The organism is Candidatus Avedoeria danica, assembly GCA_016703025.1.
GTDB lineage: Bacteria > Chloroflexota > Anaerolineae > Epilineales > Epilineaceae > Avedoeria > Avedoeria danica.
This window is the reverse complement of sequence record JADJCV010000004.1, coordinates 1,854,097-1,874,659: the sequence shown is the minus strand read 5'-3', so window position 1 is coordinate 1,874,659 and position 20,563 is coordinate 1,854,097. Positions and strand designations below refer to the sequence as shown.

Here is a 20,563-nt window from a genome sequence, read left to right as displayed (position 1 = left end):
TCAGTGCGATGCCGACGGGGCGTGTCCGGATCGGGGGCCGGCCGGTGTGACGTCCGACATGCGCTTCGAGCGCCACCACGCCCGAACCGCCATGAAGGCGACGTAGACCACCGCCAACTCCGCCGCCTTGGCCACCGTGCTGCCGCCCTCCGTCACCGCGATGCCGACGAACGCCCAGACGATCACACCCGCGAACGCGACATCGCGCCGGGTGTTCAGCAACACTGCCGCGAGACCAGCGCCGGCCGCAAGGAGAACGATCGCCCAACCCGCCGCGCCGACCCGGCCGCCGTCCCAGCCCGCGTCCGCGGCGACGATGGTGGCATTCGCCAGCGTGGCCACCGAGATCCAACCGAGGTACACGCTGAACGTCGTGTCCACGCACCACCGCTCGGCCGCGCCGACGTCGGCGCGACGGGCGTCGAGTCGGCGGTAGATCGTGATCAGCGATCCGAGCAGGATGGCCATCATCACAATCGTCGCCGGGAACAGGAGCGCGTGCCAGAGCACGAGCCAGAGCGCGTTCGCCGCGCAGCTCAGCGCAAACGGCCGGTCGATGGCGGCCAGACGGCGGTTCGCCCGCTGGGCCGGCAGGGCCTGGTAGACGGCATACGCGATCAGCAACAGATAGATCACACCCCAGATGCTGAAGACGTACCCGGCCGGCTTGAACCGGACGTCGAAGCCGTCCGAGATCGCGCCGGTGTCGCGCCCGAAGAGCGGCAGCATCACGGCGGCGGCGTTGACGGCCAGGCAGAGGGCGAGGGCGGCGATGTTGACGTACGGCCAGGCGCCGCGCGATCCTTCGTCGCCGGAAGAGATCCGTGGTTCGTCGGCCGGATGATCCGTGGGCCGATCCGATGGCACGTTCGTCATGCGCTGCGCTCCTCGCGTGTCCGACTCGAACCGACCATGATAGACGGGTCTGGCGGCAACGCGCGTTTCCGGGAACAACTCGTCGACTTGCCGTGTATCCCCATCGTTGCCGAGTCTCACCCCAGTTCGACCCGGCCCCGGCCCGACCCTATGGAGGAACCCAACGATGAAGCACACCCGCACCCCCTGGACCGCCCTCTGCGCCGCAGCCGTGCTGCTCTCGGCGGCCGCCTGCACGACCGCCTCCGACCGCCTGTCGGGCGCGTCGGTGCCGCCGGAGGCGCCGGCCCTCGACGCCGCGATCGACGCGCCCATCGACGCCCCAGTCGATGCCACCGCCCTCGGCGCCAGCGACGCCGCGTCGGACACGGCCGCCGGCGGCGCGATCGACCCGCTGGCCGCCCGGCCCATTCCTACCCCCGCCCCGCCCAAGATCCCGATCCGCTTCTCCAACCCCGCCAACCCCGTTGATGCGATCGGCGCGCTGCATAGCGAGGGCGTCGAGGCGCTGTGGCAGCAGCGTGCGACGTGGACCGCCGGGGGCCGCGTCGACGAGCGCAAGGCGCTGGCGCTGGCGATCGCGTGGCTTTGCAGGAGCAAGACCAAGCTGCCGAAGCTCCCGCCATGGGATCCGTCGCCGGGTCCGACGATCCCGATCGACCCGTGCGACTCACGCTGGCCCGCCCTCCTGCAGGCGCTGCCCAGCCAGCGGACGCTGCCGATGGCCCAGATCTACGCCCTCGCCGGCCTGACCGCCGCCGAGCAGCGCACCGTCGACGCGATCCTCGCCGAGCAGGCCGCCGGCCTGGCGTCCAACGCCGACCCCTCGGCCCGGATCGCCGCGATCATCCGCCTCGAGGCCGGGCTGCGCGGCGGCGGGGCGAACCCGCTCGGCGCAGGCGACATGGGCGCCGATGCAAGTGCGGCCGGCGACAAAGTGGCCGGTTCGGCGGTGACCGACGCCCTCGCCGCCGATTTCGCAGCGACCGGCGGCGTCACCGATGCCGCCGGGACGGACGGCGGGTTCGATCCTGCCGCCGGACCGCCCATCCCGACGATCGCCCCGGACCACTGGTGCCGTCCGAATTGCTGGACCCTGACGGCCGCCAGCGTCGCCCGCCACAGCCTCGGCTACTGGTACGCCGAGCGGACGTCGACCGCTGCGCCGCGCTGGGTGCTCCTGCCGGTCACGCCGCCGGCCCGCCAGGCGGCCCCGGCGGCGACACCCAAGCCGAAGGACTGGGGCAAGATCGGCAAGGAGGACGTGAAGGGCGCGATCGCCGGTGGCAAGTACGGCTTCTGGGGCGCGCTGATCGGCGCGGTGCTGTTCTCGGCCGTCGAGGGATACACGCAGTAGGGGCGAAGCAAATTGCTTCGCCCCTACTCGCGGACACGGACGGATCGCGGCGGACAGCTGTTACGCCGACGCCCCCCCGTACCGCCGCACCCCCAGCCGCCACACCCCCCGCGCCACCGCCATCAGCCCCATCGCCACGCCGAACGCCAGCGCCATCGTCTGCGGCGTGAGCCGCCCGGTCATCGCTTCGGACGGGACGGTCACGGCGAACGCGACCGGCACGAGGAACGTCAGGCCGCCCCGCAGCCACGGCGGGTAGATCCCGACCGGCCAGCGCCCGGCCTGGTAGACGCCTTGGAAGAGCTCGACGATGTTCTCGATGCGGATGATCCAGAAGACGCCCGTCGTCAGGATCAGCCAGAAGCTGTAGATGGACAGCGCGCCGAGGACGAGGGCGACGACGAACCACAGCGCCTGGCCGACGCCGACGCGCGCATCCAGCTGCACGACGGCGACCGCGAGAACAGCGGCACCGACGAGGACGTCGACGACCTGCCAGATCCGCAGTTCCCGCACGCTCGAGAGCGCCTGCGCGTCGACCGGCTTCACGAGGCTGTAATCGAACAGGCCGTTCTGGACATCGCCCATCAGCCGCTGCATGTTCGGCTGGACCACGGCCTGGATGATCCCGCCCATCAACAGGTGGACGCCCATCACGGCCAGCAGCTCCGGCCGCGACCAGCCAGCCAGATCGTCCGTCTGGCGGAAGACGAGCGACAGGCCGATGAGGCCCGTCGCGAGCGCGATGACGGACTGGAAGAGCTGGACGACGAGGTTCACGCGGTACTGGAGCTCGTTCAGCGCGTTCACCCGCCAGTGGGCGGCGGCCAAGCGGACAACGTTCACGGTTTCATCCCCCGACCGCCGAGTAGCGCTTCACCGCCCGCGGCCAGACGACGACCAGGATCCCGACGCCGACGAGCGTCCAGAACGCCTGCATCCCGAGCCCGCGCAGGATCTCGGCCCGGCTGAGGCGGCCGATGAGCGTCTCGATCGGGAACTGGAACGCCCACTGGAACGGCAGCCAGTCCGCCGCGGTCTGCGCCCACGGCGGCATGAGGGACAGCGGCACGAGCCGGCCCGACGCGAGGAGCTCGACCGTGAAGAAGACATCGAAGATCGCCCCGACGCGCGTCGTCCAGAACGTGACGAGGCCGAGCGCCCACAGGAGCATGAACCGCACGAGGAAGCCGCCCCACAACGCCACGACGAACGCGAGCACCGAGAACGTGTCCGTGCTGAACGCCGGCGGGAAGAGCCACACCAGAATGGCGGCGATCGGCAGCCAGTAGAGGATCGTCACGATCTTCCAGCCGGCGAACCCGCCGAGGTCGCGGTGGATCGGGTGGACGGGCTTCAGTAGCTCGCTGGAGAGCTGTCCGTCCTTGATCCGCCACTCCCAGGCATAGGGCGTCAGGACGATGTTCATGTTCCGCACGAGCGTCCAGACGATGTAATACGCCGCCAGCGCCCCCGCCGAGTACCCGCCGACCGACCCGCCCTGCGATTCGGCCACCGTCGACCACACGACGAGGTAGATCACGGGCTCGGCGATCATGCCGATCATGTAGAGGTAGTTGGCCGTCCGGTACTGGAGCTGGTCCAGGATCGACATCCGCGCCGCGCCGGCGTACAAGCGCAGCATCGTCAGGACGCCGGGGTCGCGGCGGGATCGACGACGGCCGACACCGCATCGTCGTCGCCGTCCGACTCGGCGGATGCCGTCGCCGCGCCCGCCTCGAACACGCGCGCGATCACCTCGTCGATCGGTGGGTCTTCGATCGTCAGGTCCGCCACCTGCAGCTCGGACAGCACGCGCGCCGCGACCGCCGACGCCGAGGCGCGCGGCACCTGGATCGTCACCTTCGCCCCGTCCGTGGCGACGACCTCACCGTACGCCGCCCAGTCGACGCCGAGCCCGACGCGGCCCCCGACGACACCGTCGACCTCAAGCGTCACTCCAAGCGTCTTGTACGCCGCGAACTGCTCGCCGAGCCCCGCCAGGTCGCCGTCGTACAACAGGCTGCCGTGGTGGATGACGATCACGCGCTTGCAGAGCGCCGTGACGTCGGCCATGTAGTGGCTCGTGAGGAGCACGGTCGCCCCGGTCCGCCGGTTGTACTCCGCCACGAACTGCCGCAGCGTGCGCTGTGCCGTCACGTCGAGGCCGATCGTCGGCTCATCCAGGAACAGGACGTGCGGCCGGTGGAGGAGCGAGGCGATGAACTCCATCTTCATCCGCTCGCCCAAGCTCAGGTTCCGCACCGGCTTCGTCACGAGGTCGGCCACGCCCATCAGTTCGATCAGCTCATCGCGCGTCCGGAGGAAGTCGGCCGGCGGCAGCCGGTAGATGGCGGCGTTCAACGCGAAGCTGTCCAGCGCCGGCAGGTCCCACTGCATCTGGTTGCGGTTGCCCATGACCAGCGTGATCCGGCTGAGCAGCGCCCTCTCGCGCTTCCACGGCACGTGCCCGAGCACGGCGGCCTGCCCGGCCGTCGGGTGGAGCAGCCCCGCCAGCATTTTGAGCGTCGTCGTCTTCCCGGCCCCGTTCGGCCCGAGGAACCCGACGACCTCGCCCGGCTCGAGCCGGAACGTGACGCCCTTCACCGCCGCCACGTCCTTCATCCGCCGGTGGACGAGGCTCTTCACGGCGGCCAGCACGCCCGCCTCACGCTCCGGCACGCGGAACGTCTTGGCGAGGTCGTTGGCCCAGACGGCGGGGTACGGGTCGGTCATAGGGGCACCGTTGGCGAAGGGATGGCAGGCAAGGGGGCCTGCCCCTACTTGGGCATGGCCTTCAACGCTTCGAACGCCGGACGGGGTGTGCCGTCCGGGTTGTTCACGCACCACCAGTACTGCTCGTCGGCTGCCGTCCAGTCGGCGTTGCAGAGGTAGATGGTGGACATGACGGTCATCCACGGCGACCAGTTGTCCCGAGCGTAGGCGTACGCTCGGACGAGGTAATCCGCCTTCGTCTCCTCGGTCACGGCATGCCACTTGTAGGCATCGTGGACGGTGTCGCTCGTCCAGCCCATCTCGAGGATCGCCATCCGCGTGTCGTCGTCGCCGTACTTCGTCATGATCGCGCGCATGTCTTCGACGCGGCGGAACGTGAAGAACCGCTCGCCGCCGAAGGCAGGGTTGGCGGCCGCCTCGTCGGGCGACGTCTCGGGCGGCGCGGCGAAGCCGGCAGCGTGGACGCCGAGGAGGTCGAAGTAGCCCGTCGAGTCGCCGCCCATCGCGGTGTATAGGCGGTCGAGATAGTCGTCGTCGGGGTACGCTTCGGGCGGCTGGGTGCCGGTGGGCGAAATGCCCGCCGAGATGACGTACGCCGTCGGGTCGGCCGCCTTGATCGCGGCGTAGCTGCCCTTGAGCAGAGCGGCGTACGCGGCCGGGTCGGGCGCTTGATCGCACCACTCGCGCGCCAGGTTCGGCTCGTTCCAGATCTGATAGGCCGCCACTTGGCCGCGGTAGCGCGCGGCGACGGCGCCGACGTAATTGAAGTAGTCCTGCGGGTCGTTCGGCGGCCCTTGATCGGAGCACCCCGAGCGGGCCCACTCCGGCTGGAAGTCGAGCCGGATCAGGAGGTGGATGTCCTGGTACTCGATCGCCTTGCGGACGATGTGGTCGGCCTTGGACCAGTCGAACTTGCCCTTCTCCGTCTCGATGTCCCGCCAGCTGAACATCTGCTTGACCCACGTGAAGCCCATGTCCTTGGCGATGAGCAGGTCGCGCTCCGCCACCTCGGGCCGCCACCACAGGAACCCCTGCACGGCATACTCCGGCGATCCGAGCGCCACCGGCGACGTCCGCCGCGGCACGTCGTCCATCTCCCCGCCCATGCGCCCGCGCACGACAAGCGTCGGCGTCGGCAGGCCGCTGGCCGGTTCGGCGGTCGGCTGATCCGCATCGCCGTTGCAGGCGACGACGGCGGCGCTCACGACGGCGCCGGCGGCGAGGAGCGCGAGTCGGCGAAGGTTGGGGCGGAAGCGTCGGGCGGAAGCAAAGAGGCGCGTCATGGCATCGTCCTGGGATTGCGGCGCAGCGTCGCGGCACGGCGCGACAGGATACCACGGCCGCATGCGGCGTGCGGTGCCCGTTGACCGTGCGCGATCTCCCGCCATACAATCGCGCCGGCCCTGCCACCTCTCGTAATCGTCGCGTGCCATCAGGAGCGCCCCGTGCGTGTTTCGCTGTTCGTCCCCGCCGCCGCGGCCCTCGCGGCCGCCATCGTCCTCTCCGCATCCGCGGCGCCGGCGGCACATGCCGCGCCCGCCGCCCAGGCCGGATGTGCCGGCAACCTCCTCCAGAACCCCGGCTTCGAGGGCGCCTCACACAAGACCGAGTCCGAGGGCACCAGCTTGTCGTCGGCCGTCGGCAATGGCTGGTCGCCGTGGTTCGTGCGCGGCAATTCCACCTGGAACCGCGAGCCCGAGTTCAAGGTCGAGCAGACGGCCATCGGCGGCGACTCGGCGCGCGTCCACTCCGGCGCGAACAGCATGAAGTGGTTCACGACGTGGGGCACGCACACCGCCGGCGTGTACCAGAAGGTCGCTTCCCGCGCCGGGACAGCCTACACGTTCAGCATCTTCGCCCAGGCGTACAGTGGCGAGGGCGACGCGTTCGACCCGGTCCGCCGGACGTTCCTGTCCGACAAGGACAAGCCCGGCAACTACGAGATCCGCGTCGGCATCGACCCGACGGGCGCCGTGCCGCTGATGGGCTCTGCGCCGCCGGCCACCGTTGTCTGGTCCGCGCCCGTGCGCACGGTCGACGCGTGGGTCAACCTCGCTGTCTCCGCCGTCGCCAAGGGCGGCTCGATCACGGTGTACACCCACAGCTCGATGGAGTTCCCGGTCAAGCACAACGACTCGTTCTGGGACGACGGCTGCGTGCGCGTCGGCAACTTCGCGCCGGCCGGCGGCGTCATCGGCGGCGCCACGACATCGGCGGCGCCCGTTGCGCCGGCCGCGGCCGCGGGTGCCGCGACGGCGAGCGGCGCGACAACGGGTGCGGCGACGCGTTCGACGACCGCCGCGCCGGCCCCCGGCGGCGGCAGCCTCGAGGGCAACCCGGCCGGCGCCTCGGCCGACCTCTCGTTCAACGTCGTCCGGGGCACGAACTACAACGTCACGATCCACGGCGCCATCGACGCCCCGGCCAGCTGGAACGGCGCCGGCTTCGGCGTCTGGGGCCCGTTCGGCAAGCTCGGCCAAGCCATGCTCGGCAACGGCAACGCCACCGTCGAGTTCACGCCTTCGTTCGACGGACCGGTGAACGTCCAGGTCTTCAACTACCTGCCGGGCCGCATCCTGACGTACCGCGTCGTCTCCATGGGCGCGACGGGTGGGGGCACCGGCGCCCAGTAGCGGTCGACACACGCCACGTCGGCACTGCGGCCGACCGTGCGCTGAGGGACGAAATCGAGAGGGCGGCGACCACATGGGTCGCCGCCCTCTCCCGTTGTCGAGCCGGCGCGCACGGCTTCCCCGCCCCGGTCGTTCGCCGTCGTTCGCCACCGCCCGTCGTTCTCACCGCGCCCCGTGACCCCCACCCGCCCCCCGCCCATGTAATCGTCACGCACAAGGAGGACGAAGGCCATGGGCGATCGGAACCCGGCTCGGCTCTCGCGACGGCAGTTCGTCGGCCTCGGCGGCCGCCGCTCCCGCGGCATCGCAAGCGCCCGCGGCGACGCAGCTCCGCAGCGCGCCTGGCTGGCGGCCGACAGCGCGCAGATGCCGCCCCCCGACCCCGCCGTCCACCTCCTCAGCCGCGCCGCCTTCGGCCCATCGGCCGACGACCTCGCCGAAGTGCGGGCCGTGGGCACGGCGGCGTGGATCGATGCCCAGCTCGAGCCGGCCGGGATCGACGACTCGGCCGTCGAGGACGCGGTGCTGGCCGGTCTGCCGACGCTCGGCATGTCGCTGAACGAGCTGTCGCAGACGACGATCCGCACGTACCACATCCCGGATGCCTTGAACGCGGCGATGTTCTATCGCCAGACGTTCAGCCGACGCCAGCTGTTCGAGGTCATGGTCGACTTCTGGAGCGACCACTTCTCGATCTACCAGCTCCAGGAGGGCGTCGACTACTACAAGACCGTCGACGACCGCGAGACGATCCGGCCGCACGCGCTCGGCCGCTTCCGCGACCTGCTGAACGCTTCGGCCCACAGCCCGGCGATGCTCATCTACCTCAACAACATCGAGAACGTCAAAGGCAAGCCGAACGAGAACTATGCCCGCGAGATCATGGAGCTCCACACGCTCGGCGTGGCGGTCGACGGGGCACCGTACACCGAGCGCGACGTCCTCGAGGTGGCTCGGTGCTTCACTGGCTGGACCCGCAACATGAAGTGGCAGGACCCGGTGTACGGCACGTTCCTGTTCAAGCCGCAGGACCACGACGAGGGTCCGAAGACCGTCCTCGGCCACCACATCCCGGCCGGCGGCGGCATCCAGGACGGCGTGATCGTCCTCGACCTCCTGTGCAACCACCCGGCGACGCCCCGCTTCCTGGCCGCCAAGCTCGTCCGCCGCTTCGTGGCCGACGACCCCGAGGTGGCCGCTCCCGCGCTCGTGGCGCGCATCGCGGACGTCTACCGGCAGACGGACGGCCACATCGGCGCGATGGTGCGCGCGATCCTCACGTCGGACGAGTTCGGAGGCGCGTTCGGCCGGTACGGCGGCAAGCTCGCCCGCCCGATCGACCTGGCCGTGCGGATGATGCGGGCCGTCGGCACGCCGCGCGACGTGCTCGTGCCCGCGCTCGGCGACCGGTCGATGGCCTTCACGCTGTGGTACGAGCATCTCGTGGGCTACAACGGTCACATGTTCAAGCTCGGCCAGATTCCGTTCGCCTGGCTGACGCCGGACGGCTACCCGGACGTCAAACTCCCGTGGACGTCGGCCGCCGGCATGCTGCACCGCTGGAACCTGGCGTTCGCGATCGCCAGGGGATCGACCGTGCCCGGCTACAAGCCCCACGAGCACCGCCCGGCCAACCTCGTCGGCGCGGACGCGATCGCCGATCACTGGATCCTCACCCTCCTCGGCCGCCCGATGCTGCCCGAGGACCGAGAGATCATCGTGAACTGCCTGAACGGCGCCGGCGCCGACCCGAACGACCCGGGACGGTCGGCGGGGCAGGACGAGCTGCGTGCGGTGGCGCTGATCCTGGCGAGCCCGTACATGCAGTGGAAGTAGCGGGGGGTCGGGGGTGTCGGACGGGGGGTGTTGTCGATTCGGTCGACGGCTTCAGCCGTTGACCGAATCGACAACACCCAATCCGCCCCCGATCCTATCCGCCTGCCCCGCCCGCCCCCACCGTCACTGTGCCCACCTCGACCTCCTCCCCGACCACCCCCGTCACCCCGTCGACGAGCGCGACGACGATCCGCAACGACCCGTCCACCCCCAACGGCAGCCGCAGCCCGTGCCGGTCGTCCAGCGTCTCGCCCGCGCTCCAGCTCGATGTCGGCCGGCTCTCGCCCACCGGCACGGCGTCGCGCTGCGCCACGGTGCGGCCGCTGCCGTCGACGAGCCGGACGACGACGCGTGCGTCACCCGCGGGCACCGCATCGGCCCGCCAGCGCAGCGCGACGGCGACGTTGCCGCCCGTCCGCGCGGTCGACGTGTACCGCGCCCGGCGCAGCGCGATGCCGTTGCCGAACGCGACCGCCGGCTCGAACCCGCGGGTCGCGTCCGTCGGCGCGTCGACGTAGCCGACGAGCAGCGTGTCGCTCACCCATCGGCCGGCGGACGGAAACAGCTCGTCGTCCGCCCACGCCTTGAGCGACGCGGTGTCGGACGCGGCGGTTCCCTTGTAGAGCGCGAGCCAGAGCGCCGCCGTGCCGACATCGTCGCCGCGGAGCGCCGACTCGTACGCGTTCTCGACGCGCCGGACCGCCGCCTTCACCGGCTCGTGCACGGGATCCCAGAGCTGGGCGTACGTCCACGCGGGGCTGCCTCCATCGCTGTCGTTGTCGTCGTCGCGATCGGCGTCCGCCGCCGCGGCGCTGTCGTACGCCCCCGCCAGGCTGAGGATGTTGAACGCCACGACGTCACCCGGCCGCGCCAGTTCGGCGACCGCCCGGTGGATCGCCCCCGGATCGTACGCCTCGAACCACTCCGCCGACCGCGCGTAGATCGCGCCCGAGAGCGTCGGCCACGCGGCGGCGACGAGCGCGCCGATCGCCAGAACCGCCGTCCAACGCCGGCGCACCGCCCCGGCCGCCGCCCAGCCGAGCCCGAGCGCCACGAACGGCGTCGCCACCGTGGCGTAGCGGGGCGCGAACATGTGCGCCCGCGCGCCGACGGCCACGGCGGCGCAGACGAGGACGATCGGCAGCACCGTCGCCGCCAGCCGCGCCCGCGCCGACACGTCCGCGGGCGCGCGGTCGAGGGCGAGTCCGAGCGCGACGGCCAACGCGACACCGACGCACGCCGCCAACACCGGCCCGCCGGCGTTCACGAAGAGCACCGCACGCCACCCGGCCGCCAAGAGCGCAGCCGGCGACGCGCCCGGCGCCTCGCCGACGACCGCTCGATCCGCCATCCGCGCCGCCAACTGCGGCAGCGCGAAGATCAGCCACGGCGCAACGAGTGCGGCCGTCGCGCCGACCCACGCGAGCCACCGGCGCCACGTCGTCGGGCGCGCGCCGAGGGCGGCGAGGCCCATCCCGGCGAGGGCAAAACCGCTGTAGTAGAACGACAGGAGCGCCGCGGCGCTTCCGGCGACGGCCACGACAAAGCCGTGTGCGCGCCGTTGCGCACCCCGGCGCGCGCCGCCGACTTCGAGCCAAGCGGCGACACCCCACGTCGACGCGAGGACGCCGACCGCCGCCAGCGCGTACATCCGCCCGACGCCGGCATAGTACACGAGCGGCGGCGCAAGCGCGGCGGCGATCGCCGCCGCCCAGCCGGCCCAGCGTCGGGCGACGTCGTCGTCGCGGCCGCAGCCGTCCGCCGGCCACCACGCCCTCGCCGCCGCCGCCGCCAACGGGACCGCCACCACCGCGGCGAGCAGCGAGAGCGCCCGTACGGCCAGCGGCGTCGTGCCGATCGCCCCGGCCCACGCGTGCAGCAGCCCGTAGTACAGCGGCGGGTGCACGTCGAGCGCCGTCAGCCGAAGCGCATCGCCCACGGGCAGCCGGGCAAGGGCGATGCTCCAGCCCTCGTCCCACTGGAGCGGCTGGTGCGCGATGCCCGGCACGCGGGCGGCAAGGCCGATGAGCGTGAGGCCGACGAGGACCGCTCGATCGCGCGCCGCGCTCCGCTGGGCGGCTACGGCGCCGCGGTGGGCGCGGGCGCCCGCCTGATCCCCAAGCCGACGTCGTCGCAGCAAGTTGTGCATGCCCCGAGGGTACCGCGGGTTCCCGCTCGGCGCGAGCATCGGCCGCCGTAAGGACCCCGTCTCGGTGGCTGGTCGTGGACAACGACTCGTCTATTCTGTATAATCGGATCGTCTTATCCGTTGTGGAGGAGTGCGCCATGCTTTCACAGACCGCCGAGTACGCGCTGCGGGCCGTCGTCTGCCTTGGCGCGCGGCCCGAAAAGGCGCAGACCGCCCAAGCGATCGCCGCGTACAGCCAGGTGCCGGCGCCCTACTTGGCGAAGATCCTCAAGGACCTCGCCCGCGTCGGGCTGCTGCGCTCCCAGCGCGGGCGGGAAGGCGGATTCATGCTGGCGCGACCTGCCGGCGAAATGTCGGTGCTGAGCGTCGTGAACGCAATCGACCCGCTCAAGCGCATCCTCGTCTGCCCGCTCGATCGCCCGGAGCACAGCGGCCAGCTCTGCCCGCTCCACCAACGCCTCGACGAGGCCGCCGCCTACCTCGAGCGGTCGTTCGCCGCCTGGACGATCGCCGACCTCGTCACGGCGGGATCGCTGCAGCCGCTCAGCTGTCAGTTCCCGGTCCCGGAACCATCGGCATCGTGCACCGTCGCCGCACTGCGCGGCGTTGAACAAGGAGGATGAGGGATGAACGCAACACTCGCTCGACGAACGGCCCGGGGCACAACGTTCGGCTTGGCGGCGGTCGGCTTGCTGGCCGCGGCGTTCGGTGCGTCGCGCGGCAGCGTCGTGCGCGCCGCGCCGCCGATGCCGACGGAGCGGATTCAGGCGGACAACGCGTGCTACGTCAAGCTGCCCAGCCTGCCGCAGGCGCGCTATGGCGGCTTCGGCGGCTACAACGAGAAGACGGGCGTGATGACGTTCGCGGGCGGCGGGATCGCGCTGACGGCCGACAACTCGGTGTCCGACCACGACCTGTACGCGGTCAAGCTCGACGGCGCGATGGCGTCGTGGAACACCGTCATGTACGGCGGGGACGAAGGCTACACGCGCGAGAACAACAAGGGTTGCCGCGAAATGGCCACCGCCAAAGTGGCCGACGGCGTCTGGGCGTCCGTACTCGGCACGGGCGGCTGCGACAACGGCCACGTGGACGCTGCGACCAAGTCCGGTGGGGACGTCCGCCTGCTCTCGATCGGCAGTTCGCCGGACGCCAAGGGTGTCCGCTGGCTGCCCGACAGCTTGAACGTCGGCAGCGTACCGGCGGACGTGGCCGCCCAGGCGGGTCGACTGACGCACCTGTGGGCGGTCGTCGACTCGCAGCGCGGCCGCGCCGTGTTCGGCCAAGGCACGTTCAACACGCTCTCCGAGGCCGCCTCGCAGGACGGGGTCTGGACCGCCGCGCCATCCGGCACGAAATGGAACGTGCGCGAGATGCGCACCGGCGGGACGATGCCGGCGCGGCGCTACGGCGCGTGCGCAGCGTACGTCTACGACAAGGACCTCGGGCTCGACGGCGTCTTCGTCGTCGGCGGCACGCCCGGCGGTGGCCGGGCGGCCTTCAAGCAGGCGCTCTGGCTCGATCTGAAGTCCGGCGGGACGTGGTCGGATGTATCGGCGCGCTTCTCGAACTTGGACGCGTTCGGCGCGCGCGCGGACGGCGCCTGCGCTTACAACGGCACGACGCACCAGTTCTATTCCTGGATGGGCACGGCCGACCCGAAGATCGCCGACGGCGCGGCATATAGCGGCGGCGTCTGGCGCACGAACCTCGCGCCGCTCGGCCAGACCGAGGGCCAGTTGACCTGGGAGCGGTTGGCCAAGGACAACCTGCCCGGGATCACCGGACGCAGCATGGTCCCCGGGGTGTTCGACTGGGCACAGAATCGCCTCTTCGTCATGGGCGGCCTGAACGGCACGGCCGAGCAAAGCGATGTCTGGGCGATCTACCCCGACGTCACCGGCGATGCCTGCCAGACGATCGACCCGTACGCCCCGTTCCGCGTCGCCCCGACGCCGACGCAGCCGCCCGTCGCAACGCCCGTGCCCGGCGCGCAGCCTGAGCCGCAGGTCTGCCCGAGCGTGGAGGGCAAGGTGCCGGCGGCCATCATGAGCGCGGCGGTCGCCAACCCGGCCGGGATATACGGCTGGGGCGTCCGGTGCTCGCCCAACCTCCCCGCCAGCCCGACGAACGGCATGCGCCGCTGGCTGACCCTGCGGAGCCCGAGCCTGCCGTTCCACCCGATGTTCAACTCGATCGTCTGGAGTTGCGGCTGCCGGTAGCAGCCGCCCTGCGCGCCCCAGCCTCGACTCTCGAACGGCCGGGCGGGGGCAGTCCACCCGCTGCCCCCGCCCACCGTCTCCCCCTGTTCAGCGCCCCGCCGGATCCGTACCGGCGGGGCGCGACGGGTTGAAATTGGGTCTTGACAAGGTCCGCGAAACCACGTACACTGCCGCCGCTGCCATGGCTGAGGCCATGGTTGGGTCCATGGATCGTGACCACTTTGGGCCGCGACCCATTCGACGCCGGACCGAACGACCACACCGCAGGAGGGAACCGATGACAGTGATTGGTGGCTTGGAGCGCAACCTGCGTTAGTTCCCATCCCGACCGCGTGCGAAACGTGTGGACCGTGGGGCTGACGCCCACGGTCTTTTTGTTTCGTAGCGGTCGCACTGTTGTGCCTCAATGAGGATATGCCTCAACGAGGATTCGCCTCCTCCAGGCAAGTGCCAGTTACGACGCGCCGTGGGTGATCACCCCGGCGCGTCGTTTTGTTTGCCGTTTGCCGGGTTTTGTTTGCCATTTACCGGTTTGGATTCGCGTTCGTTTGCCCCTTCGCCCGTTCCCATTCCGATGACCAGGAGACCTTGCGATGAAGCCCCTTCCGATTTCCATTCGCCCGTTCGAACAGACGGATGCCGAGTACGAAGCGCGCACCGCCCTTTCGAACGCCATGTACTCCGACGACTACGTCGACACCGTCGCCGAGGCGAAACACGACGACGCGCACCGCGACCCGAAGATCCACATCGAGCGCTGGATGGCCTACGGGCCGGACGGCACACTCGTCGGGATCTCCTCCGCTGGGCAGTCGTCCTGGTCCTACCATCCGCGCAAGCTGTACGTCGACGTCAACGTCCACCCGGATTGGCGCCGCCGCGGTGTCGGCACGCAGCTGTTCGACCACATCCGCGCCTCGGTTGAGCGGTTCGACCCGGCCAAGCTCTCGGTCGGCGTCCGCGACGACCAGGCCGACGCGATTCGCTTTGCCGAACGCCGGGGCTTCAGCGAGCTGATGCGCGAGTGGGAGAACCACCTCGACCTGGCCATGTACAACCCGTCGGCGTTTGCCGGCAAGTCGGAGGCCGTCGAGGCATCGGGCATCCGCCTCGCGACGCTCACCGAGCTGCGCGCCGAGGACCCCGATGGCTGGGGCCGGCGGCTGTTCGAGGTCTCGAACGCAGCGGCGGCCGACATCCCGTCGGCCGACAAGCACACCGACCCGGACTACGACGTCTGGATCAAGCGGATCGTCGACAGCCCGAACCTGGTGCCCGACGGCTTCATGATCGCCGTCGTCGACGGCGAGATGGCCGGCATCTCAACGCTGTGGCTCAGCCAGGGCGAGCCGGACGTCGTCTACACCGGCCTGACCGGCGTCCGCCGGGAGTACCGCCGTCGCGGGATCGCACTGGCGCTCAAGCTGCGCGCGCTCGAGTACGCCCGGTCGAACGGTTTCAAGAAGGTGAAGACCTGGAACAACACCGGCAATCAGGGCATGCTCGCGATCAACTACGCGCTCGGCTTCAAGCCGCAGCCGGCCTGGATCGACTACGCTCTGATCCTCGACCCGGCAGTGGCCGAGGCGACTGCGTGGGAGAACCCGGGGACGTTCGTGGATCCGGCCACGATCGCGGTGCCGGTGGGTTGAGCGTCGCCGTGCACGGCGGATGGATCGGCGATCGAAGGACCGAATCCATCCGCCACGCACGATGTTCTGTGGGGCGGGTCCCCGTGCCCGCCCCCACGCGGTGGCGGGAGGCGGACAGCAGCGCCGCGGCATCGCGGTGGGTTACGCCCCGTCCTCCGGCAGCCGCCGCTGCTTGCGCGCCGCGATCTGCGCCCGCGCGAACTCGAACACGATCGGCAGGACCGACACCCCGATGATCCCCAGGATCACGTAGTGGAAGCGGTCCTTGACGATCGGCAGGTCGGCGAAGAGGTAGCCGGCGCCGATGAAGAGCACGACCCACGTGATTCCGCCCGCGACGTTGTAGCCCGCGAAGCGTCGGTACTCCATCCGGCCGATGCCGGCGACGAACGGCGCGAACGTGCGGACGATGGGCATGAAGCGGGCCAGGAAGATCGTCTTGCCGCCGTGGTGTTCGTAGAAGTGCTGCGTCCGGATCAGGTGCTGCTTGTTCAGCAACCACGACGACTCGCGGCTGAAGACCCTTGGGCCGACGCGCCGCCCGATCGCGTAGTTCGTCGCGTCGCCCAGGATGGCGGCCACGATCAGCAGCAGCGAGACCGTCACGACGTGGATCGGCGAGCCGGGCGTCGTCGCCAGCGCACCGACGGCAAACAGCAGCGAGTCGCCGGGCAGGAACGGCGTGACGACGAGGCCGGTCTCGCAGAACACGATCGCAAACAGCAGGACGTAGAGCCACGGGCCGAGCGCCCCGGCCCAGGTATTGAGGTGCTGGTCCAGGTGGAGGAAGACGTCGATGAACTGGCCGATCATGCGGCGGACCGGATCCGCATGCCGTAGAACGAGCGGTAGACGAAGGCAAGGCACACGGCCAGGCAGGCGAGCGCGACGACGAGTCGAATTGTCTGGCCCTGCGACGCGCCGATCTTCACGCCGAGCTCGACTGCGAGCAGGCCGAAGAGCGTCGTGAACTTGATGACCGGGTTGATCGCCACCGAGCTCGTGTCCTTGAACGGGTCGCCCACCGTGTCGCCGACGACGGTGGCCGCGTGCAGCTCGGTGCCCTTCTCCTTGAGGTGCGTCTCGACGATCTTCTTGGCGTTGTCCCATGCGCCGCCGGCGTTGGCCATGAAGATCGCCTGGAAGAGCCCGAAGAGCGCGATCGAGATCAGGTAGCCGATGAAGAACCACTCCTCGACGAAGGCAAACGCCAGCGTGCCGAAGAACACGGCCAGGAAGATGTTGAACATCCCCTTCTGGGCGTAGAGCGTGCAGATCTCGACGACCTTCTTGGAGTCCTCGACCGAGGCCCTGTCGCCCCCGTCGTCCAGCTTGATGTTCGCCTTGATGAACTCGACGGCCCGGTAGGCGCCGGTCACGACGGCCTGCATGCTGGCGCCGGTGAACCAGTAGATCATCGCCCCGCCCGTGATCAGGCCGAGCAGGAACGTCGGGTGGAGGACGGACAGGTAGATGGAAGCGGCGTCGAGCGCCGTCTGGAGCTCGGCAGGGGAGGCGAAGGACGTCGGTGCGCCGGGCAGGCCCTTGGCCAGCGTCACGATGATCGAGAAGATCATCGTCGTCGCGCCCACCACCGCCGTGCCGATGAGAACCGGTTTGGCGGTGGCCTTGAACGTGTTGCCGGCGCCGTCGTTCTCCTCCAGGAGGTCCTTCGCGCGCTCGAAGTCCACGCGGAAGCCGTGCGCCTTCTCGATCTCGCCGGCCACGCCCGGGATGCTCTCGATGACGGACAGCTCGTAGATGCTCTGCGCGTTGTCCGTCACCGGGCCATAGCTGTCGACGGCGATCGTCACCGGGCCCATGCCGAGGAAGCCGAACGCGACGAGGCCGAACGCGAAGACGGCCGGCGCCGCCATCAATGCCCCGAGGCCGAGCGTGCTGACGCCGTAGGCGACGGCCATCAGGCCGACAATCGCCAATCCGAGCCAGAAGGCGCTGAAGTTGCCGGCGACGAGGCCGGACAGGATGTTCAACGACGCCCCGCCCTCACGCGAGGCCGTGACGACCTCTTCGACGTGGCGGGACTCGGTGGACGTGAAGATCTTCACGAGCTCGGGGATGATCGCCCCGGCCAGCGTGCCGCATGTGATGATCGTCGCCAGCTTCCACCACAGCGATGGGTCGCCGCCGATCGCCGGGATCAGCATCATCGACGCTGCGTACGTGAACACGACCGACACGATCGACGTGATCCACACGAGCCACGTGAGGGGCGACTCAAAGTTCATCGTCGCCGCGCCGCTGAAGCGCGACTTCGTGATCTGGTTGTTCACCATGTAGGACAGGCCGCTGGCGACGATCATCATGACGCGCATCATGAAGATCCAGACCAGGAGCTGAACCTGGACGTTCGGATCCGTGACGGCCAGCAGGATGAAGCTGATCAGCGCCACGCCCGTCACGCCGTACGTCTCGAAGCCATCCGCCGTCGGGCCGACCGAGTCGCCGGCGTTGTCGCCCGTGCAGTCCGCGATGACGCCGGGGTTGCGGGCATCGTCCTCCTTGATGTTGAAGACGATCTTCATCAGGTCGGAGCCGATGTCGGCGATCTTCGTGAAGATGCCGCCGGCGATGCGCAGCGCCGCGGCGCCGAGCGACTCGCCGATCGCGAAGCCGACGAAGCACGCGCCCACATAGGCATTCGGAACGAAGAGGAGAATGAAGAGCATGAGGATCAGCTCGACGCTGATCAGGAGCATGCCGATGCTCATGCCGCTCTGGAGCGGGATGACGCTGATCCCCATCGGCTTGCCGCGCAGCGCCGCGAAGGCGGTGCGGCTGTTGGCGAGGGTGTTGATCCGGATCCCGAACCATGCCACGCCGAAGCTGCCGGCGATGCCGATCAGGCTGAAGACGAGGATCAGGATGAGCTGCGTCGGCCCGGCGTTCGCGAAGACGCCGAAGTACAGGAGCATGACGGCGGCGATGAACGCCCACAGGATGAGGAGGAATCGCCCTTGGGTGAGCAGGTAGGTCTTGCAGGTCTCGTAGATCAGCTCGGAGATCTCGCGCATCGAGCTGTGCGTCGGCAGCGCCTTCACGCGCTGGTAGGTCCACCAGCCGAAGAGCAGCCCGAGGACGCAAACCACGACGCCGCCGAGCAGCAACGGCCGCGCGCCCATCGTCCCGCCGAAGAAGGGCGCGTCCGTCCACATGTTCGCCGGCAGCTCGAGCGAGAGCTCGCCGCCGCCCGTGTGTTCCTGGAGGGGGCTCGCGGCGAGGACGGTGGCGCGGTCGAGCGCCCAAAGCGTGACGGCCGACGTGGCCGCGACGAGGCGGGTCACTGTGCGCGCGCAAACCGGTTGCAGCGCGCATCGAATCGAACGAGCCATCGCCAGCATGGTGTGGCCTCCATTGGTGGTGGGTTGAGTCGAGTGTGTTCGGCGTGCCGGCGCGAAATCGTTTGAAGCCCGGCCCGCCCGGCGGCGCATCCCCGTCGCGTTCCTCGGCGCGCGGCGGGCGGCTGCGCGGCGGAGGCACGGGCTTACGGGGGTGAAGCGAACGGGCTTATACCAGTCTGGAGGGGCGATTGTCCAGTCGGAACGGGGCTCATCGGACCGCCGACCGCGGCGACCGGACCGGGTGCCGCGAGGACAGCGTCGGGTAATCAGCGGTCGCGCGGCGGTTTCGCGGCATTCGATGGGCTCGAATGACACGTATCCTGGCACGCGACGGTGACCGGATCGCTCGCGTCACACCACACACTGCACCACGCACTACACACCATCACACACGCGGAGCAGCGCATGTCCAGGTCCACTCGACTCGTGGCGAGCCTCATGTCGAGTGGATCTGGACACGGAATTCGTGCCGCAGAGCTGCGACGGCGTCTCCGTCGCGCCCGACGGGGGCACCGTGGCGCTGCTCGACGGCGCCCGTGGTCGGCCTAACCGGTGCGTTCGTGCCGGAATCGACCGCGTGCAGTGGTCCGGGCGATGACAGTCCCAACGACATAATCTGCTGTGCTATGATCGGCCGCATGGAACCCTACGTCTGCGAGGGCGTCCTCGGCGCCTGGCGGTCCTTCCTGACCGCACATGCGCGCCTGGTCGAAGCCGTCGATCACCGCCTGGCCGAGGCCGGCTGCGTCTGCCTCGGCACGTGCGATGTGCTGCTCGCGCTACGCGACGCGCCGGACCACCGCCGCCGGATGCACGAGTTGGCGGATCACGTCGTCCTCAGCCGCAGCGGCTTGACGCGGCTCGTGGACCGGCTGGAGGCCGAAGGCCTGCTGCGGCGTGAGCGCTGCCCGAACGACCGGCGCGGGGCGTACGCCGCGTTGACCGACGCCGGCGAGCAGGCGCTCGCGACCGCCTGGCCGGTGTATGCGTCCAGCGTGGCCGAGCTGTTCGGCGGCGCGCTCACCGCGGATGACGCCGCGCGTCTGACCGCAGCGCTCGATCGCGCGGTGGCGTCCGCCGTCGCCGAACGCAGCGCCTGACCGAACGGCGCGCGCGATGCCGTGGATCGAGGTCATCGGCCACGACGATGCCGAAGGGCTGCTGAAGGCCGAGTACGACGCGGCACTGTCGCGCGCCGGCCGGATCTGGCACATCGTCAGCCTGATGAGCCAGAACGCGCGCGTACTCCAAGCGTCGATGCGCTTCTACGGTGCGATCATGTTCGGCCCGTCGCCCCTCACGCGCTCGCAGCGCGAGATGCTGGCGTGCGTCGTCTCGCGCCTGAACGGGTGCCGCTACTGAACGCGGGCGCACGCCCACGACCTCCGTGCCGAGGTCGAAGCGGACCTCGGGCTGTCGGCGGCCGATGCCGACGCCTACGTGAACGCCGTCGCGATGGACTGGCGGACCGCGCCGCTGGCCGCGCCGGACGCGGCGCTGTGCGCGTACGCGGACAAGCTCACGCACTCGCCGGGGGCGATGACGGCGGATGACGTCGGTGCGCTGCGAGCGGCGGGGTTCGACGATGCGGGCGTGCACGACGCGGCGCAGGTGATCGGGTACTTCAACTACATCAACCGGATCGCGGACGGGCTCGGGATCGAACCCGAGGACTTCGTGCGGGCGTGGGAGGTGGCGGGGGCGCCGTAGCCGCAGGATCGCTGAGCGCGGTTGCCTGTC

The 20,563-nt window shown here is 70.1% G+C and carries 17 protein-coding genes; 9 read left to right on the top strand and 8 right to left on the bottom strand.

Annotation, left to right across the window (positions count from 1 at the left end):
- Nucleotides 1–876, bottom strand: a complete 876-nt coding sequence (locus IPG72_10855) for a tryptophan-rich sensory protein (GenBank protein ID MBK6769482.1) — start codon at nt 874–876, stop codon at nt 1–3.
- 166 nt (nt 877–1,042) lie between these two features.
- Here IPG72_10855 and IPG72_10850 point away from each other — a divergent pair, with 166 nt between their 5' ends.
- The gene (locus tag IPG72_10850; protein ID MBK6769481.1) at nt 1,043–2,233 is read left to right on the top strand and encodes a hypothetical protein; all 1,191 of its coding nucleotides are present in this window, start codon (nt 1,043–1,045) and stop codon (nt 2,231–2,233) included.
- 60 nt (nt 2,234–2,293) lie between these two features.
- On the opposite strand, the gene IPG72_10845 is transcribed toward IPG72_10850, so the two are convergent.
- From IPG72_10845 to IPG72_10830, 4 genes are read right to left on the bottom strand one after another with little or no spacing between them, the layout of a single operon-like run.
- The gene (locus IPG72_10845; GenBank protein ID MBK6769480.1) at nt 2,294–3,079 is read right to left on the bottom strand and encodes an ABC-2 family transporter protein; all 786 of its coding nucleotides are present in this window, start codon (nt 3,077–3,079) and stop codon (nt 2,294–2,296) included.
- A gap of 4 nt (nt 3,080–3,083) precedes the next feature.
- Nucleotides 3,084–3,878, bottom strand: coding sequence for an ABC-2 family transporter protein (locus IPG72_10840; GenBank protein ID MBK6769479.1), 795 nt, complete (start codon nt 3,876–3,878; stop codon nt 3,084–3,086).
- Between the two features lie 2 nt (nt 3,879–3,880).
- Complete coding sequence (locus tag IPG72_10835) at nt 3,881–4,969, bottom strand: ATP-binding cassette domain-containing protein (protein MBK6769478.1); 1,089 nt, start codon at nt 4,967–4,969, stop codon at nt 3,881–3,883.
- Nucleotides 4,970–5,013: 44 nt separating this feature from the next.
- Nucleotides 5,014–6,252 (bottom strand): beta-galactosidase, encoded by a 1,239-nt coding sequence (locus tag IPG72_10830; GenBank protein ID MBK6769477.1) that lies wholly within the window; start codon nt 6,250–6,252, stop codon nt 5,014–5,016.
- A 162-nt stretch (nt 6,253–6,414) separates the two neighbouring features.
- Between IPG72_10830 and IPG72_10825 the strand changes: the two genes are divergently transcribed.
- Nucleotides 6,415–7,602, top strand: coding sequence for a hypothetical protein (locus IPG72_10825; GenBank protein ID MBK6769476.1), 1,188 nt, complete (start codon nt 6,415–6,417; stop codon nt 7,600–7,602).
- 231 nt (nt 7,603–7,833) lie between these two features.
- Nucleotides 7,834–9,438: a DUF1800 domain-containing protein gene (locus IPG72_10820; protein MBK6769475.1), complete on the top strand. Its 1,605-nt coding sequence runs from the start codon at nt 7,834–7,836 to the stop codon at nt 9,436–9,438.
- A gap of 94 nt (nt 9,439–9,532) precedes the next feature.
- On the opposite strand, the gene IPG72_10815 is transcribed toward IPG72_10820, so the two are convergent.
- The gene (locus IPG72_10815; GenBank protein ID MBK6769474.1) at nt 9,533–11,587 is read right to left on the bottom strand and encodes a hypothetical protein; all 2,055 of its coding nucleotides are present in this window, start codon (nt 11,585–11,587) and stop codon (nt 9,533–9,535) included.
- Between the two features lie 137 nt (nt 11,588–11,724).
- Between IPG72_10815 and IPG72_10810 the strand changes: the two genes are divergently transcribed.
- The 3 genes from IPG72_10810 (at nt 11,725) to IPG72_10800 (ending at nt 15,461) form a co-directional block, all read left to right on the top strand.
- On the top strand, nt 11,725–12,210 hold the full coding sequence (locus tag IPG72_10810; GenBank protein MBK6769473.1) for an Rrf2 family transcriptional regulator: 486 nt from the start codon (nt 11,725–11,727) through the stop codon (nt 12,208–12,210).
- Nucleotides 12,211–12,213: 3 nt separating this feature from the next.
- On the top strand, nt 12,214–13,809 hold the full coding sequence (locus tag IPG72_10805; GenBank protein ID MBK6769472.1) for a hypothetical protein: 1,596 nt from the start codon (nt 12,214–12,216) through the stop codon (nt 13,807–13,809).
- A 593-nt stretch (nt 13,810–14,402) separates the two neighbouring features.
- Nucleotides 14,403–15,461, top strand: a complete 1,059-nt coding sequence (locus IPG72_10800; protein ID MBK6769471.1) for a GNAT family N-acetyltransferase — start codon at nt 14,403–14,405, stop codon at nt 15,459–15,461.
- 141 nt (nt 15,462–15,602) lie between these two features.
- Here the strand turns inward: IPG72_10800 and IPG72_10795 are convergent, their stop codons facing one another.
- Together IPG72_10795 and IPG72_10790 are read right to left on the bottom strand one after the other, a co-directional pair.
- Nucleotides 15,603–16,274, bottom strand: a complete 672-nt coding sequence (locus IPG72_10795; protein ID MBK6769470.1) for a DedA family protein — start codon at nt 16,272–16,274, stop codon at nt 15,603–15,605.
- A complete protein-coding gene (locus tag IPG72_10790; GenBank protein ID MBK6769469.1) occupies nt 16,271–18,814 on the bottom strand; it encodes a sodium-translocating pyrophosphatase in 2,544 nt (847 codons plus the stop codon). The genes IPG72_10795 and IPG72_10790 overlap by 4 nt, the downstream gene beginning before the upstream one ends.
- Nucleotides 18,815–19,461: 647 nt before the next feature.
- Here IPG72_10790 and IPG72_10785 point away from each other — a divergent pair.
- From IPG72_10785 to IPG72_10775, 3 genes are all read left to right on the top strand, one after another.
- On the top strand, nt 19,462–19,923 hold the full coding sequence (locus tag IPG72_10785) for a MarR family transcriptional regulator (GenBank protein MBK6769468.1): 462 nt from the start codon (nt 19,462–19,464) through the stop codon (nt 19,921–19,923).
- 16 nt (nt 19,924–19,939) lie between these two features.
- On the top strand, nt 19,940–20,185 hold the full coding sequence (locus IPG72_10780) for a carboxymuconolactone decarboxylase family protein (GenBank protein MBK6769467.1): 246 nt from the start codon (nt 19,940–19,942) through the stop codon (nt 20,183–20,185).
- Nucleotides 20,186–20,263: 78 nt separating this feature from the next.
- Nucleotides 20,264–20,533, top strand: coding sequence for a peroxidase (locus IPG72_10775; protein ID MBK6769466.1), 270 nt, complete (start codon nt 20,264–20,266; stop codon nt 20,531–20,533).
- Nucleotides 20,534–20,563: the final 30 nt, after the last annotated feature.